The organism is Arenimonas donghaensis DSM 18148 = HO3-R19 (assembly GCF_000743535.1).
Classification (GTDB): Bacteria; Pseudomonadota; Gammaproteobacteria; order Xanthomonadales; family Xanthomonadaceae; genus Arenimonas; species Arenimonas donghaensis.
On the sequence record NZ_AVCJ01000012.1, the window covers coordinates 33,711 to 48,019 of the forward strand.

Sequence of the window (14,309 nt, forward strand, 5' to 3'; positions counted from 1 at the left end):
GCTCAGGCGTCCCCGGGCGCGTCGCCGAGCACGTCCAGCAGCGGACCCAGTTCCGACGCATAGTGCCGCCAGCGCCCGATCGAGCGCGTGTGCACCGGCTGGCGCACCTGCCAGCGGCTCGGCGTCTGTACCCCGCGCTCGCTGCGATGGAAATCCAGGCAGGCCGGGTCCCAGTCCAGGCCCAGGAAGTCGAGCGCCCGGCGCGCCTGGGCCTCGGTGTCGGCGGCGACCTCTTCATAGTGAACTTCCAGGATCGGCAGCGACAGCACGGACTGCCAGTGACGCATCATCCGGGACTGCAGCCGCACCAGGTGGCCGATGCCGTCCAGGCGCGTGGCCAGGCGCTCGGCCAGGGCGAAGTTCTCGCCATAAATGGAAATCGCGACATCGCGCGGGTCACGCCGGCACCAGATGACCCGCGCCTTGGGAAACATCAGCGCGACCAGGCCAAGCAGGTAGTAATTCATCGGGTATTTGTCGATGACCCGCGCGGTGTCCGCCGGTGCCTGCCGAAGGGCCGCCGCCAGGTAGCGCTGCGCGGCAGCGGGAACCGACTCGAGGGTGATGTCCTCGAGGATATGCGGCCACTGCTGCGGCCGGCCGCGACGCGAGGGCAGGGCGCGGGCGATCAGGGAGACATCCGGCAGTTCGCCGGCGCCATGCACCCGCGGGTGCGCGGCCAGCATCTGCTCGAGCAGGGTCGTGCCGCTGCGGGGCATGCCGACGATGAACACCGGGCGCTCGTCGGGGTTGCCTGTTCCGGCGGCCCGCTCGAAGAGCGCACGGTCGAACACGGCCAGGCTGGCGTCCACGCGACGGGCGAGGTCTTCGACGTCCGGCTCTCCCTGCGCCCGCCGGCGGGCGGCGTTGGCCGCATGCCAGGCCTGCATGGCTTGCGGGTAATCGCCGCGACCGTCGTAGACCTTGCCCAGCTCGTAGCCGACCAGGGCGCGTTCGTCGTCGGGCCGCGCGGGGTCGGCCAGGACCGCCTGCGCTTCGGCGATCCGCGGCTCGGGGGCCTGGCCGCGGCGCAGGCCGAGCAGCCCGGCCAACGGAAACGCCCAGCCCGGCCGCAGCGACAGCGCACGTTCGTAGGCGGTTTCGGCGCCGTCCCGGCGTCCGCAGATTTCCTCGGCCTGGGCGAAGGCCATCCAGAGCTCGGCCGACGCCGGTTCGCGCTCAAGCGCCTTCGCGTACAGCGCGCTGGCGGCTTCGGCCTGGTCGAGCCTTGCCAGGACCTCGCCCAGTTTGAGTTCGATGGCCGGGTCGCCGGGCCGGTTCGCCGCCAGCGCCCGCCACAGGGGCAGGGCGTCAGCGGGGTCGCCGATGTCGAACTCCAGTTGCGCCAGGCGTTCAAGCACCCGGATGTTGCCGGGATCCAGGCCATGGGCGCGCCGCAGGGGCGCCAGGGCCTCGGCCGCCCGACCGGCGCGAGCCAGGGTGAGGCCGATGAAGTGCCAGCCTTCGGCGAAATCGGGCTGGAGCTCGACGCTGGCCTGGAAGTGGTCCAGGGCTTCGGTGGCCCGGCCGACGTGCGCCAGCAGGCAGCCGGTTTCAAAACGCAGCGCCGACGAGCCAGGCACCAGTTCGCAGGCGCGCTGCATGTGCCGTATCGCCAGGTCGCCGCGGCCAGCGCGCAGGGCGGCGTGGGCCTGCTGCTTTTCCTGGTCGGCGACGGCGGTGGCGGAAGGCTTCATGCAGGACGGGCGGCTCTCGGGGCGGTCAGTCTAACCGCCCGGCGCTTGTCGTCGCGGCTTAGAATGGCCCATGACCCCGCCGTCGCGACGCCCATGATCAGCAACGAGCTAGACATCAGCCCCTACCGCCAGCGCCTGGCCCAGACCGGCCGGGTGCAGATCCCCGGGTTCCTGCAGGCCGACGCTGCGCAGCGCCTTGCCGACTGCCTGCGCCGCGAGGTGCCCTGGACGACGGCCGAGCGCGGCCAGCCCGATTCGCCGCCCTGGACCGGCGACAGCGCCCGCCAGCGCACGCCCGAGGCCTATCGCCGCGCCGCCGCCGGCTTCCATTTCGTCTACGACCGCTACCTGATGGTCGAAGCCATGCGCGAAGGCCGCGATCCGCAGCTGCTGCTGCACGCGGTGCTGGCGTTCTTCAACAGCCCGCCCTACCTGGAATTCATCCGCGAACTCACCGGCGACACCTCGCTGGCGATGGTGGGTGCCCAGGCCACCCGCTACCTGCCGGGACAGTTCCTGCGCGTGCACGACGACCGCCACGAGGAAGAGGCGCGGCGTTATGCCTACGTGCTCAACCTCTCGCGCAACTGGGAGGTGGACTGGGGCGGGCTGCTGCACTTCGTCGACGAAGACGGCAAGCACCTGGACGCGATGCTGCCGCGCTTCAATTCGCTGAGCCTGTTCAAGGTGCCGGCGAAGCACTTCGTCGGCGTGGTCGCGCCCTGGGCGCAGGAGCCCCGGCTGGCGATCACCGGCTGGTGGCATGCGCCGCCGGCGACCCCGTAAGGATCGCCCGCGGGCGCCGCCGGCGCCTCAGCAGCAGCCGTGGTCGCCGAACTGGGCGTTGCCGGCCTGGGCCGCGACGCCGCGCGTGAGGCCCTTTTCGCCGGCGACATAATGCTCCGCGATCACCTTGGCCACGGCCGACGTGACCCGCTTGCCGGTCGGGATGTGCAGGAACTCGTTCGGACCGTGCGCGTTCGAATGCGGGCCCAGCACGCCGGTGATCATGAACTGCGCGCCGGGGAACTTCTCGCCCAGCATGCCCATGAAAGGAATGGTGCCGCCTTCGCCCATGTACATGGCCGGAGCGCCGAAGTATTCCTGGCTGGCCTGGTCGATGGCGTGCTCGAGCCACGGCGCCAGGGCCGGTGCGTTCCAGCCGGTGCTGGCTTTTTCCAGCTCCACTTCCACCTTGCAGCCGTTGGGCGGATTGGCTTCGAGCACGCGGCGCAGCACTTCACCGGCGCGCTTGGGTTCGAGCGTGGGCGGCAGGCGCAGGCTCAGCTTCACCGCGGTGTGCGGACGCAGCACGTTGCCGGCGCTCGACAGCGAGGGCATGCCGTCGACGCCGGTGACCGACAGCGCCGGGCGCCAGGTGCGGTTGAGGACCAGTTCGGTGAGGTCGGCGTTCATCGGCGTCATGCCGGGCAGGAACGGGAACTTGTCCCAGATTTCGGTGCCCAGCACTTCCGAGGCGCGCTGCGCCTGCCGGCGGCGCTCGTCGGGGATGTCGACGAACAGGTCTTCGACCACGATCTTGCCGGTGGCTTCGTCTTCCAGGCGCGACAGCAGCTGGCGAAGGATGCGGAAGCTCGAGGGCACAATGCCGCTGGCGTCGCCGCTGTGCACGCCTTCGCTGAGCACGCTGACCTTGAGGTTGCCGCCGGCCAGGCCGCGCAGCGAGGTGGTGCACCAGAGCTGGTCGTAGTTGGCGCAGCCCGAATCCAGGCAGACCACCAGCGAGGGCCGGCCGATGCGGTCGGCCAGGTGGTCAACGTAATGGGGCAGGTCGTAGCTGCCTGATTCTTCGCAGGCCTCGATGAGGATGACGCAGCGGGCGTGCGGCAGGCCCTGTTCCTGGAGCACGCGGATGGCGGTGAGCGAGCCGTAGAGCGCGTAGCCGTCGTCGGCGCCGCCGCGGCCATAGAGCTTGTCGCCCTTGAGCACCGGCTTCCAGGGGCCGAGGTCGTCGGCCCAGCCGGTCATTTCCGGCTGCTTGTCGAGATGGCCGTAGAGCAGCACGCAGTCGTCGCCCTGGCCCGGCACTTCGATGTAGATGAGCGGGGTGCGGCCTTCGAGCTCCACCACTTCCACGCTCATGCCCTTGATCGGCTGCGCCCTGGCCCAGCCGGCGAGCAGCTTGACGGCATCGTCCATGTAGCCGTTCTCGCGCCACTGCGCGTCGAACATCGGCGACTTGTTGGGGATGCGGATGTACTCGACCAGCTGGGGGACGATGTCGCCGTCCCAGGTATCGGCGACGAAGCGTTCGGTCTTGGCGGTGTCCATGGGGTTCCTTGTTGCGGCCGGGCAGTGATTTTAACGCTTTCCCGGGTAGGGCCGCAGGCGGGGTAGGAAGCCGCCGACACCCGCCGGCGGCATGTCCCGAACCCGCCCGGGGCGGAATGGCGATGGGCCCGGCCCCGGCCGGTGCGCAGACTTTGCCTGCCGTCGCCAGTCCGGCGCGGCGCCAGCCCAAACCAAGGAACCGCCATGAACAAGACCCTTTCACTGCTGTCCCCGCTGCTGCTGTGCGCCTTGCTTTCCGGTGGCGCGTTGGCCGCCGAAAAGGTGGACATCAACAACGCCGATGCCGCCACCCTCGATCGCGTGCTCGACGGCGTCGGGCCCAGCAAGGCCGAGGCCATCGTCAGCCATCGCAACAAGCACGGCGCCTTTCGCAGCGCCGAGGAACTGGTCGAGGTCAAGGGCATCGGCCTGGCCCTGGTGGAAGCCAATCGCGACCGCATCGAGGTCGGCGCCGGCGCGGCCCGGGCGCCGGCCCCCGCGGCCGCCTCCGACTGAACCCGCATCCCCGCGTGGACCCCCTTGGCCCGGCCCGTGCCGGGCCCTTTTTACCCTGGAGCCCGCCATGCCTCCTTCGCTGCCGGTGCACGACCGGCCCGCCGCCGGCTTCCGTCGCGTCCGCCTGGAACGACGTTCGGTCCCGGGACAGACCTACCTGTTGTCGGTCGCCACCCTGTACCGACGGCCGGTATTCACCGACGACGACGCCGCGCGTGCCGTTTGCCGGGTGCACACCGCGCAGTGGCCGTGGCGGGACAGCGCGGTCCTGGCCTGGGTGCTGATGCCCGACCATTGGCAGGGGCTGGTCACCCTTGGCGAGCGCGACAGCCTGTCGACGCTGGTGGGCCGCTTCAAATCGCTTACCTCACGTGCGGTCGAGGACAGGCACCGGGTCAATGGCTGGCTGTGGGCCAAGGGTTTCACCGACCGGGTGCTGGGCAAGGCCGAGCCGGCCATGGACGCTGCCCGGCACCTGGTGGGCCTGCCGCTGCGCGCCGGCCTGGTCCGGCGGCTGGGTGACTACGCCTACTGGAATACCGCCTGGCTCGACGGCACCGAGCCCTGAACCGGCTGCGATAGACTGCGGGGCATGATCCTGCCGCCTTACCGCATCGATGCCTCGTCCATCCCGGGTGCCGGCAAGGGCCTGTTCCTGCAGGCGCCGGTGGCGCGGGGCCGGGTGGTGGTCGCACCCGACGACATCCGCGGCACCTGGGCCTGGCGCGAGATCCGCGAGCGACCAGATGCCGAAGCCGCGATGGCGGCCAGCGTGCGCTGGTTCGAAGACCAGTGCACGGTCAGCCTGGACTGGCCGGACGAGTGTTACGTCAACCACAGCTTCGAACCCAATGGCCTGTGGCACCTGGGCTTCATCTTCGCCGCGCGCGACCTGGCGGCGGGCGAGGAACTGACGGTGGACTACCGGCACCTGCTGCCCGAAGGCGAGGCCGAGGTGTTCCGCGATGCCGGAACCGGGCGCGAAATCGTCGGCTACTCCTGGGCCGAGTCCCTGGCCTTGTCCAGTCGCGCCCTGGTGGCGCTGCAGGCTGGCTGATGCGGCTCCTGCACCTGCCCGCGCATGAATACCGCCGCGAACGCTGGCGCAACGAGCGCGGCTGGACCCGCGAGATCCATCGCCATCCGGAGGGCAGCACCGACTGGGTCTGGCGGGCGTCGATCGCGGAAATCGACCAGGACGCGCCGTTCTCGGCGTTCCCGGGCTTCGACCGCGAACTGGTGCTGATGGCCGGCGAGGGCATGCACCTGCACTTCGAAGACGGGGATTCGACGACGCTGCTGCCGCCGCACGACAAGATCCGCTTCGCCGGCGAACGCCCCCTGCGCGCCGAGCTGATCGCCGGTCCGACGCATGACTTCAACCTGATCTGGCGCCGCGAAGCCCTGGAGGCAACGGTGCTTCACCGGCCACTGGTGGGACCGATGGTGTTTTTCGGCGAAGCGGGCACGACCTGGCTCGTGCACCTGCTGCGCGGCCAGGCCTGGTTCAAGGACCTGGCGCGGCCGCTGCGGCTTGAGCGTTCCGACAGCGTGCTGCTGCTCCCCGACGACGAGGGTCCCTCGCGCCTGATCCTGGACGGCGGCGGCGAGCTCCTTCTCGCCAAACTACAGTCCCGCCCCGCCCTGTAGGAGCGCCTTCAGGCGCGAAGCTCCTTTCCCACCCCTGTGGGAGGGACTTCAGTCCCGATGCTCCTGCGATTTCCTTTGGCCAAGTAGAGCGCCGGTCCGCGTTGTCCAAGCTGCCTCCTTCCGCTTTCGACCCGAACCAGGCATCAGGTTGGTGCCAAGTCACGCCGGGTTCGGTCCCATGGCTTTCATGAGACATTTTCTCGTGGCGGTTGGTCCTAAGCTGCCCTCAAATGATCGAATTGCCAATCCAAGAGTGGCATGGACGCTGGATGGATAGCTGGACGGCAACCTCCGAGCATGCGGTACATGGGTTCCACTTAGAACTGAGCTTAGATTCCTAAAATTCGTCGACTCCAAGAGGAGCAAGGCATGGCAGATCAACAAGCTACTGCGCAGAATCAAGGTGCAGTCATAGGCGGCTGGGTGTGCATCGCGCTCGGCACAGCACTAATGGTCTGGACGTTACTTTCTTTCCTTCTGTACTTGCCACTTTTCCTCGCGGCATTCGTTCTTGGCATTGTTGCGATCGCTCAGCGCCGACTAGGCAACGGAATATCCATCCTCCTGCTTTCGGTCGCTATTCCGCTCGTTCTTGGCATTGGGCTCGGTGCGTATCGAACGCAGCAAGCAATGGAGGGGGTTAGCAAGACTGAAGCGGATCGACCGGCTTCCGAATCTGCCCCCGCAACGGAGGAGCAGGAGTTCGCTCCTCCTCCCGGCCCAACCCCTGAAGAACAGTACATCGCCGAGAGTATTGAGCTTTATGATTTCCAGGCAAAGTACATGGATTCGGTGCTCGACGGTCGAGTGCCCGGCGTGAGTTTCAAGATGAAGAATAATGGTGATCGAACGTTAGATCGTGTCGAGATTGTCGTTCTTTTCAAAGATGCAACAGGCTCAGTGATTGCCGAGGAGGACTATTCCCCGATCTTTGTCTCGGAATACAACCTGTCCGGGGACAACAAGCCGCTAAAGCCCGGTTACATCTGGCAGCTAGAGCGGGGCAGGTTCTATGCAGCGAAGTCAGTGCCCTCAGAATGGAAGGAGGGCGCTGCTGAGATCAAGATCGTCGATATTCGCTTTCGGGATGAGCGCCGGTGATCTCTCGTTTGTGGACCCCAGGTGTGTGTTCAATGCGGCGTCACGTGGCGATTCATACTTGATGCCAATTCCGCTTCTGGCCGGAAGCGGAAGGCGATGCCTCTACCTGCGACTTGACCACGTGCTGGGTTGCTTGCGTTATGGGCGAGGGCAAAGATTCGCGCCTGAAGGCGCTCCTACAGGTGGGGTAGGGGTTTTGGGGGTGGAGTCCCGCCCACAGGGTGGCAGGGGTCAGCGGTCGTCGCGGGTCCAGACGGCGCCGCCTTCGAGCTTCACCGGGAAGCGGGGCACCGGCGAATAGGCGGGCGGGCACAGGGCCTCGCCGGTGCGCAGGTCGAAGCGGGCGCCATGCAGGGTGCATTCGACCTGGCCGCCGTCGATGGCGCCGGCGCTGAGTTCGAAGTCTTCATGCGTGCACTTGTCTTCGACGGCGTAGAACTCACCGTCGAGGTTGACCACCAGGATCGGCGTGTCGCCGTCCCAGGCCACGGCGGATTCGCCGGGCAGGAGTTCGGACGTGGCGCAGACGCGGACCCAATCGTTCACAGCGTTTTCTCCAGGACTTCAAAACGAAGGTCGTCCCGCCGCGGCAGGCCGAAGCGCTCGTCGCCGTAGGGGAACGGCTTCTTGATGCCGGTGCGGCGGTAGCCGCGGCGTTCGTACCAGGCGATGAGCTCCTCGCGCAGGTCGATCACCGTCATGCGCATCACCGCCATGCCGAACTCGTCGCGGGCGATGCGCTCGGCCTCGGCCAGCACCCGGCCGCCGATGCCGCCGCCCTGCAAGCCCGGCCGCACCGAGAACATGCCGAAATACCCGGCGCCGCCCTCGACGGCCACGTGTGCGCAGGCGAGCAGCTCGCCGGTGCGCTCGGCCAGCAGCATTCGGCTCTGCGGACGGCCGATCTGCGCGAGCACGTCGTCGGCCCCGGTACGGCGACCGTCGAGCAGGTCGGCTTCGGTGGTCCAGCCGACGCGGCTGGCGTCACCGCGGTAGGCGGATTCGACCAGGGCCACGATCGCGGCGGCGTCGGCCGGCGTCGCGGCACGGAAGGCCAGGGCGGGTGGCGGGGACACACCGCCTTCGGCGGCGTCAGTGGCTTGGCTATTCATGTCGGCTCGCCGGGCAGGTGGGGCTCAGAGCAGCAGCTTGCGGACCTTTTCGATGCCGGCCGCGAGCTTCTCGATTTCAACGTGGGTGTTGTAGAAGGCCAGCGAGGCGCGGCAGGTGGCCGGCACGCCGAAGTGGGCCATCAGCGGGTGGGCGCAGTGGTGGCCCGAACGCACCGCGATGCCCTCGAGGTCGAGCAGGGTGGCCAGGTCGTGGGCGTGGGCGCCTTCGACCAGGAAGCTGATGACCGCGGCCTTGCCCGGCGCGGTGCCGAAGATGCGCAGGCCGGGAATGGCCGACAGCCGCTCGGTGGCAACGGCCAGCAGCGCCTGTTCCCGCGCCTCGATTTCGGCCATGCCGATCTCCGCGAGGTAGTCGGCGGCCGCGCCGAGGCCGACGACGCCGGCGATGTTCGGGGTGCCGGCCTCGAACTTGTGCGGCGGCTCGTTGTAGACCGTGCCCTCGAAGCTGACTTCCTTGATCATCTCGCCGCCGCCGAGGAACGGCGGCATCTCGCGCAGGTGCTGGCGGCGTGCCCAGAGCCCGCCGGTGCCGGTGGGGCCGAGCATCTTGTGGCCGGTGAAGGCGTAGAAGTCGCAGCCCAGCACCGGGATGTCGACCGAGCGGTGCGGCAGCGCCTGCGAGCCGTCGATCACGGTGACGACGCCCAGCTTGCGCGCCATGCGGCAGATGTCGGCCACCGGGTTCACCGTGCCCAGCACGTTCGAGACGTGGGTGAAGGCCAGCAGCTTCACGTCGCCGGTGAGCTTGCTGCGCAGGTCGTCGAGGTCGAGCGCGCCGTCCGGGGTGATGTCGACCACGCGGATCTTCGCGCCCGTACGCTCGCAGACCAGCTGCCAGGGCACGATGTTGGCGTGGTGCTCCATGCGCGTGAGCAGGATGACGTCGCCCGGCCCCAGTCGCGGCAGGGCCCAGCTGTAGGCGACCAGGTTGATGCCGAAGGTCGTGCCGGACGTCAGCACCAGTTCGTCCGGCGGAACATTGACGAAACCCGCCAGGCGTCGGCGCGCCCCTTCGTAGGCCTCCGTGGCCTCGCTACCCAGCGCATGCACGGCGCGCGAGACATTGGCGTTGTGTTCGCGGTAGAACTCGTCCATCGCCCGGATGACCGGCTGCGGCTTCTGCGAGGTGTTGGCCGAATCCAGGTAGACCAGCGGCTTGCCGTGCACCTGGCGGGTGAGCACCGGGAAGTCGGCGCGCAGGCGCAGCCAGTCGGGGCGGCCGGCGGCGGTCATTCCGGGCTGCCTTCGTGGCCGAGCCGGCGGGCCATCGTGTCGCCCAGCGACTTCGCCAGCTCGCCGGCGTCCAGCACGCCCAGGGCTTCGCGCAGGAAGGCCTGCATCAGCAACACCCGCGCCTGGGCCGCGGGCAGGCCGCGGCTGCGCAGGTAGAACAGCGCGGTTTCGTCCAGGCGGCCGACGGTGGCGCCGTGCGCGGCCTTGACCTCGTCGGCGTTGATCACCAGCACGGGCTGGCTGTCGATTTCAGCCGAGTCTGAGAGCAGCAGGTTCTTGTTCGACAGCTCGGCCTCGCTGCCGTCGGCGCCGGCCTGGATCTGGATGCCGCCGTGGAAAACCACGCGGCCGCGCTGGTCGGCCAGGCCGCGCCAGGGCAGTTCGCAGCGGGTGTTGGTGGCCTGGTGGCGGATGCCCAGACGGGTGTCGACATGGCGGCGGCCGTCGGCGAGCAGCACGCCACCGGCGTGCAGCGCGGCGCCGTCGCCCTGCAGGTCGACGTTGAATTCGTGCCGGGACAGCGCGGCGCCCAGTTCGAGGTCGACGCGCCGGTATTCGGTCGCCGACGCCAGCACGGCGTCGGTGCGGCTGAGCAGGCTGGCGCCGCCGTCTTCGTCCTGCAGGCGGGCGTGGCGCAGGCGGGCGCCGGCGGCCAGGTGCACGTGGCTGAGGTGGTTGACCAGGTTCCGGTGCGCGCCGGCCCCGAGGTGGTGTTCGACCAGGGTGAGCGAGGCGCCCTTGCGCAGCTCCACCAGGTGGCGCAGGTGCGCGGCCTGGTCGCTGTCGCCGGGGGCGCCGACGAAGACCAGGTGCAGCGGCGCCGTCACCATGACGTCGGCGTGCACGCGCAGCAGCATGCCTTCGGTGGCGAGCGCGGCGTTGAAGCGGGCGAAGGGTTCGTCGGCACGGTCGAAGCGCCGGCCCAGCACCGACACCGCGCGCGGGTCGTCGCCGGCCAGGGCCTGCGAGAGCGGGCGCAGCTCGACGCCGTCAGGCAGTGCGTCGAGCTGGCTCGCGCCAGCGTCGAAACGACCGTTGACGAAGACCAGTCGCGGCGCCGGGATATGGGCAAGCAGCGCCGGGTCGAGGTCCACGGCGGCCGCGTCGTGGGCGAAGCCACGGGCCGAGAGCGCGCGCAGCGAGGTGTATTTCCAGGCTTCGACGCGGGCGCCGGGCAGGCCGTCGGCCAGCACCGCGGCCATCGCGGCGCGGCGGGCCTCACCCAGGCCCTGCGCGTCCACCAGTGCGGGCGGCAGCGCCTCGAAGCTTTCGCGGAAGGTGTCGACCAGCGTGCTCATGGCGTGGCGGTCGCCTGCGGCGCGATCCGGTCCTTCACCCAGGCGTAGCCGTGGGCTTCGAGCTCGAGCGCCAGTTCCGGGCCGCCGGATTCGACGATGCGGCCATCGGCCAGTACGTGCACGACGTCGGGCTTGATGTAGTCGAGCAGGCGCTGGTAGTGGGTGATGACCAGGAAGGCGCGCTCGGGCGAGCGCATCAGGTTGACGCCGTCGGCCACGGCCTTGAGCGCGTCGATGTCCAGGCCGGAGTCGGTTTCGTCCAGGATCGCCAGCTTCGGTTCGAGCAGGGCCAGCTGGAAGATTTCGTTGCGCTTCTTCTCGCCGCCGCTGAAGCCTTCGTTGACGCCGCGGTGCAGCAGCTCGTCCTTGAGGTCGAGCACCGACAGCTTCTCGCGCACGCGCTTGAGGAACTGCATCGAGTCGAGTTCGCCCTCGCCGCGCGCCTTGCGCTGGGCGTTGAGCGCGGTGCGCAGGAAATAGGTGTTGTTCACGCCGGGGATTTCCACCGGGTACTGGAAGGCCAGGAAGACGCCGGCGGCGGCCCGCTCCTCGGGCTCGAGCGCCAGCAGGTCGCGGCCCTCGAGTTCGATCGAACCCTGCGTGACCTCGTAACCCTCGCGGCCGGCCAGGACGTTGCCCAGCGTGGACTTGCCGGCGCCGTTGGGGCCCATGATGGCGTGCACCTGGCCAGGGGCCAGTTCAAGGCTGAGGCCCTTGAGGATTTCCTTGCCGCCGATGCTTACGTGGAGGTTGTGGATCTTGAGCATTTCAGTTTCCAGGTTTCTGTTCTTGTGGGAGGGACTTCAGTCCCGAAGTTTTTCGCGAAGAGCTTCGGGACTGAAGTCCCTCCTACAGGGGGGGCTAGCCGACGGCGCCTTCGAGCGAGACTTCAAGCAGCTTCTTGGCTTCCACGGCGAACTCCATCGGCAGTTCGCGGAAGACCTGACGGCAGAAGCCGTCGACGATCATCGAAACCGCGTCTTCTTCGCCGATGCCGCGGCTGCGGCAGTAGAACAGCTGGTCCTCGCTGATCTTCGAGGTGGTGGCCTCGTGTTCGACCGTCGCCGTCGGGTGCTTGACCTCGATGTAGGGGAAGGTGTGCGCGCCGCACTTCTTGCCGATCAGCAGGCTGTCGCACTGGGTGTAGTTGCGGGCGTTGGCGGCGGTTTTTTCCACCTTCACCAGGCCGCGGTAGGTGTTCTGGCCGCGGCCGGCGCTGATGCCCTTGGAGATGATCTTGGACTTGGTGTTCTTGCCCAGGTGGATCATCTTGGTACCGGTGTCGGCCTGCTGGCGATGGTGGGTCAGTGCCACGGAATAGAACTCGCCGACCGAGTCGTCGCCCTTGAGCACGCAGCTGGGGTATTTCCAGGTGATCGCCGAACCAGTCTCGACCTGGGTCCAGGAGATCTTCGAACGTGCGCCGCGGCACTCGCCGCGCTTGGTGACGAAGTTGTAGATGCCACCCTTGCCGTTTTCATCGCCCGGGTACCAGTTCTGCACCGTCGAGTACTTGATCTCGGCGTCTTCCATCGCCACCAGCTCGACCACGGCCGCGTGCAGCTGGTTTTCGTCGCGCTGCGGCGCGGTGCAGCCCTCGAGGTAGGACACGTGGCCCTTTTCCTCGCAGATGATCAGCGTGCGCTCGAACTGGCCGGTGTGGCCGGCGTTGATGCGGAAGTAGGTGCTCAGCTCCATCGGGCAGCGCACGCCCTTGGGGATGTAGACGAAACTGCCGTCGGAGAACACCGCCGAATTGAGCGCCGCGAAGTAGTTGTCGCCGGTGGGCACCACGCTGCCCAGGTACTGGCGCACCAGTTCCGGGTGGTCCTTGATGGCCTCGGACATCGAGCAGAAGATCACGCCCTTCTCGGCCAGCTCCTTGCGGAAGGTGGTGCCGACCGACACGGAGTCGAACACCGCGTCCACGGCGACGCCGGCGAGCTTGGCGCGCTCGTGCAGCGGCACGCCGAGCTTGTCGTAGGTGTCGAGCAGTTCCTGCGGCACTTCCGACAGCGACTTGTATTTCGGGCCCTTGGGCGCGCTGAAGTAGCTCAGCGCCTGCAGGTCGATCGGCGCGATCTCGAGCTTGGCCCAGTCCGGCATCGGCATGGTGAGGAAGTGCCGGTAGGCGTCCAGGCGCCACTGCGTCATCCACTCGGGCTCTTCCTTCTTGGCGGAAAGCGCGATGATGACGTCCTCGTTCAAGCCCGGCGGGAAGGTGTCGGACTCGATGTTGGTGATGAAGCCGGCGTCGTAGCGACGCGCCAGGCGTTCGTGGATCTGCTGGTTTTCTACGGCCATGTCAGCCTCCTGCCGGGGCCAGGCGAAGTGGAATGGCCTTGCGCGCCGGCGGGGCCGGCAGCATCTGGGCCAGGGTGATGCCGCCAAGCGCCTCGGCGATGACGTCATTGATGCGGCGCCAGTGGCTCTGGACGCCGCAGTGGGGTTCGTGTTCGCAGCTCGAGTGCTCGCCGGAACATTCGGTCATGCCCAGGGGGCCTTCGATGGCCTCGACCACCGCGATCAGCGGGATGTCGGCGGCCGGGCGCGCCAGGCGGTAGCCACCGCTTGCGCCGCGAAAACTTTCCACCAGCCCGGCGTGGGCCAGCGGCTTGAGCACCTTGGCCACCGTCGGGGGCTCGAGGTGCGCCAGCTCAGCCAGTTCGGCCGAGGAATGCACGCGCTCCGGCGCCCGGGCCAGGGCGACCAGGATGACGGTGGCGTAGTCGGTTAGCTTGGTGACGCGAAGCATGGGCGTCGGCCTGGCGGTGTAATCAGGACCGAAATTGTACTCTTTTGGTCCCGGGCTGGGAACCGGGGCGGGGTTCGGGGACAATGCGGGCCCCGAAAGTGCCAGGACCACCGCATGCCCAAGAAGATCGAAGCCCGCCGTTCGGAAATCCACGGCAACGGCGTCTTCGCCACGGCCGCCATCGCCAAGGGCGAGCGGATCGTGCGTTACAAGGGCCTGCTGCGCACCCACGACGAGGCCGACGAGTTTTATGCCGAGGTCCCGGACGACGGCCATACTTTCCTGTTCACGCTCAACGACAAATACGTGATCGACGCCAATGTCGAGGGCAACGTCGCCCGCTGGATCAACCACAGCTGCGACCCCAACTGCGAAGCGGTCTACGAGGAAAGCGCCAGCGGCAAGAAGCGCAAGGACCGGATCTACATCGAGGCCATGCGCGACATCGCCCCGGGCGAGGAGCTGGCCTACAACTACGGCATCACCCTGGTCGAGGCCCACACCGCCAAGCAGAAGGCCATCTGGGCCTGTCGCTGCGGTTCGCCCAAGTGCACGGGCACCATGCTCCAGCCCAAGAAAAAGAAGAAAGCCTGACCGCTGCAGCCCCTGTGGGAGGGACTTCAGTCCCGAAAGC

General features: G+C 68.1%; 16 protein-coding genes. 7 read left to right on the forward strand and 9 right to left on the reverse strand.

Translation table 11 applies throughout. The features are described 5' to 3' along the window. Positions 1 to 2: 2 nt before the first annotated feature. The gene (locus N788_RS13870) at positions 3 to 1,697 is read right to left on the reverse strand and encodes a tetratricopeptide repeat-containing sulfotransferase family protein (protein ID WP_051924438.1); all 1,695 of its coding nucleotides are present in this window, start codon (positions 1,695 to 1,697) and stop codon (positions 3 to 5) included. A 63-nt stretch (positions 1,698 to 1,760) separates the two neighbouring features. Between N788_RS13870 and N788_RS06475 the strand changes: the two genes are divergently transcribed. Beyond that, positions 1,761 to 2,483, forward strand: a complete 723-nt coding sequence (locus N788_RS06475) for a 2OG-Fe(II) oxygenase (protein WP_084695928.1) — start codon at positions 1,761 to 1,763, stop codon at positions 2,481 to 2,483. Between the two features lie 27 nt (positions 2,484 to 2,510). Here N788_RS06475 and N788_RS06480 read toward each other — a convergent pair whose 3' ends face one another. Then, positions 2,511 to 3,989, reverse strand: a complete 1,479-nt coding sequence (locus N788_RS06480) for a M20 family metallopeptidase (protein ID WP_034222664.1) — start codon at positions 3,987 to 3,989, stop codon at positions 2,511 to 2,513. A gap of 204 nt (positions 3,990 to 4,193) precedes the next feature. Here N788_RS06480 and N788_RS06485 point away from each other — a divergent pair, with 204 nt between their 5' ends. The 5 genes from N788_RS06485 (at position 4,194) to N788_RS06505 (ending at position 7,256) form a co-directional block, all read left to right on the forward strand. Next, positions 4,194 to 4,505 (forward strand): ComEA family DNA-binding protein, encoded by a 312-nt coding sequence (locus N788_RS06485; protein WP_034222666.1) that lies wholly within the window; start codon positions 4,194 to 4,196, stop codon positions 4,503 to 4,505. 67 nt (positions 4,506 to 4,572) lie between these two features. After that, positions 4,573 to 5,073: an REP-associated tyrosine transposase gene (locus N788_RS06490; RefSeq protein WP_051924440.1), complete on the forward strand. Its 501-nt coding sequence runs from the start codon at positions 4,573 to 4,575 to the stop codon at positions 5,071 to 5,073. A gap of 24 nt (positions 5,074 to 5,097) precedes the next feature. Next, a complete protein-coding gene (locus N788_RS06495) occupies positions 5,098 to 5,562 on the forward strand; it encodes an SET domain-containing protein-lysine N-methyltransferase (RefSeq protein ID WP_034222667.1) in 465 nt (154 codons plus the stop codon). After that, positions 5,562 to 6,155: a HutD/Ves family protein gene (locus N788_RS06500; protein WP_034222669.1), complete on the forward strand. Its 594-nt coding sequence runs from the start codon at positions 5,562 to 5,564 to the stop codon at positions 6,153 to 6,155. Before N788_RS06495 ends, N788_RS06500 begins: the two co-directional genes overlap by 1 nt. Positions 6,156 to 6,524: 369 nt before the next feature. Further along, complete coding sequence (locus tag N788_RS06505; protein WP_152560404.1) at positions 6,525 to 7,256, forward strand: hypothetical protein; 732 nt, start codon at positions 6,525 to 6,527, stop codon at positions 7,254 to 7,256. A gap of 231 nt (positions 7,257 to 7,487) precedes the next feature. Here the strand turns inward: N788_RS06505 and N788_RS06510 are convergent, their stop codons facing one another. The 7 genes from N788_RS06510 to N788_RS06540 all read right to left on the reverse strand — a co-directional run bounded on the left by N788_RS06510 (position 7,488) and on the right by N788_RS06540 (position 13,675). Further along, a complete protein-coding gene (locus N788_RS06510; RefSeq protein ID WP_034222675.1) occupies positions 7,488 to 7,802 on the reverse strand; it encodes a non-heme iron oxygenase ferredoxin subunit in 315 nt (104 codons plus the stop codon). Next, a complete protein-coding gene (locus tag N788_RS06515) occupies positions 7,799 to 8,368 on the reverse strand; it encodes a GNAT family N-acetyltransferase (protein WP_051924441.1) in 570 nt (189 codons plus the stop codon). Before N788_RS06515 ends, N788_RS06510 begins: the two co-directional genes overlap by 4 nt. A 24-nt stretch (positions 8,369 to 8,392) precedes the next feature. Further along, a complete protein-coding gene (locus tag N788_RS06520; protein WP_034222677.1) occupies positions 8,393 to 9,622 on the reverse strand; it encodes a cysteine desulfurase in 1,230 nt (409 codons plus the stop codon). Continuing rightward, entirely contained in the window at positions 9,619 to 10,920 is a 1,302-nt protein-coding gene (gene sufD / locus N788_RS06525) for a Fe-S cluster assembly protein SufD (RefSeq protein WP_051924442.1), read from the reverse strand. The genes N788_RS06520 and sufD overlap by 4 nt, the downstream gene beginning before the upstream one ends. Continuing rightward, positions 10,917 to 11,687: a Fe-S cluster assembly ATPase SufC gene (gene sufC, locus N788_RS06530; protein WP_034222680.1), complete on the reverse strand. Its 771-nt coding sequence runs from the start codon at positions 11,685 to 11,687 to the stop codon at positions 10,917 to 10,919. The genes sufD and sufC overlap by 4 nt, the downstream gene beginning before the upstream one ends. Positions 11,688 to 11,781: 94 nt before the next feature. Then, positions 11,782 to 13,224: a Fe-S cluster assembly protein SufB gene (gene sufB / locus N788_RS06535; RefSeq protein WP_034222683.1), complete on the reverse strand. Its 1,443-nt coding sequence runs from the start codon at positions 13,222 to 13,224 to the stop codon at positions 11,782 to 11,784. 1 nt (position 13,225) lies between these two features. Beyond that, positions 13,226 to 13,675, reverse strand: coding sequence for an SUF system Fe-S cluster assembly regulator (locus N788_RS06540; protein WP_034222686.1), 450 nt, complete (start codon positions 13,673 to 13,675; stop codon positions 13,226 to 13,228). A gap of 114 nt (positions 13,676 to 13,789) precedes the next feature. On the opposite strand from N788_RS06540, the gene N788_RS06545 reads away from it, so the two are divergent. Next, on the forward strand, positions 13,790 to 14,269 hold the full coding sequence (locus N788_RS06545) for an SET domain-containing protein (protein WP_034222689.1): 480 nt from the start codon (positions 13,790 to 13,792) through the stop codon (positions 14,267 to 14,269). Positions 14,270 to 14,309: the final 40 nt, after the last annotated feature.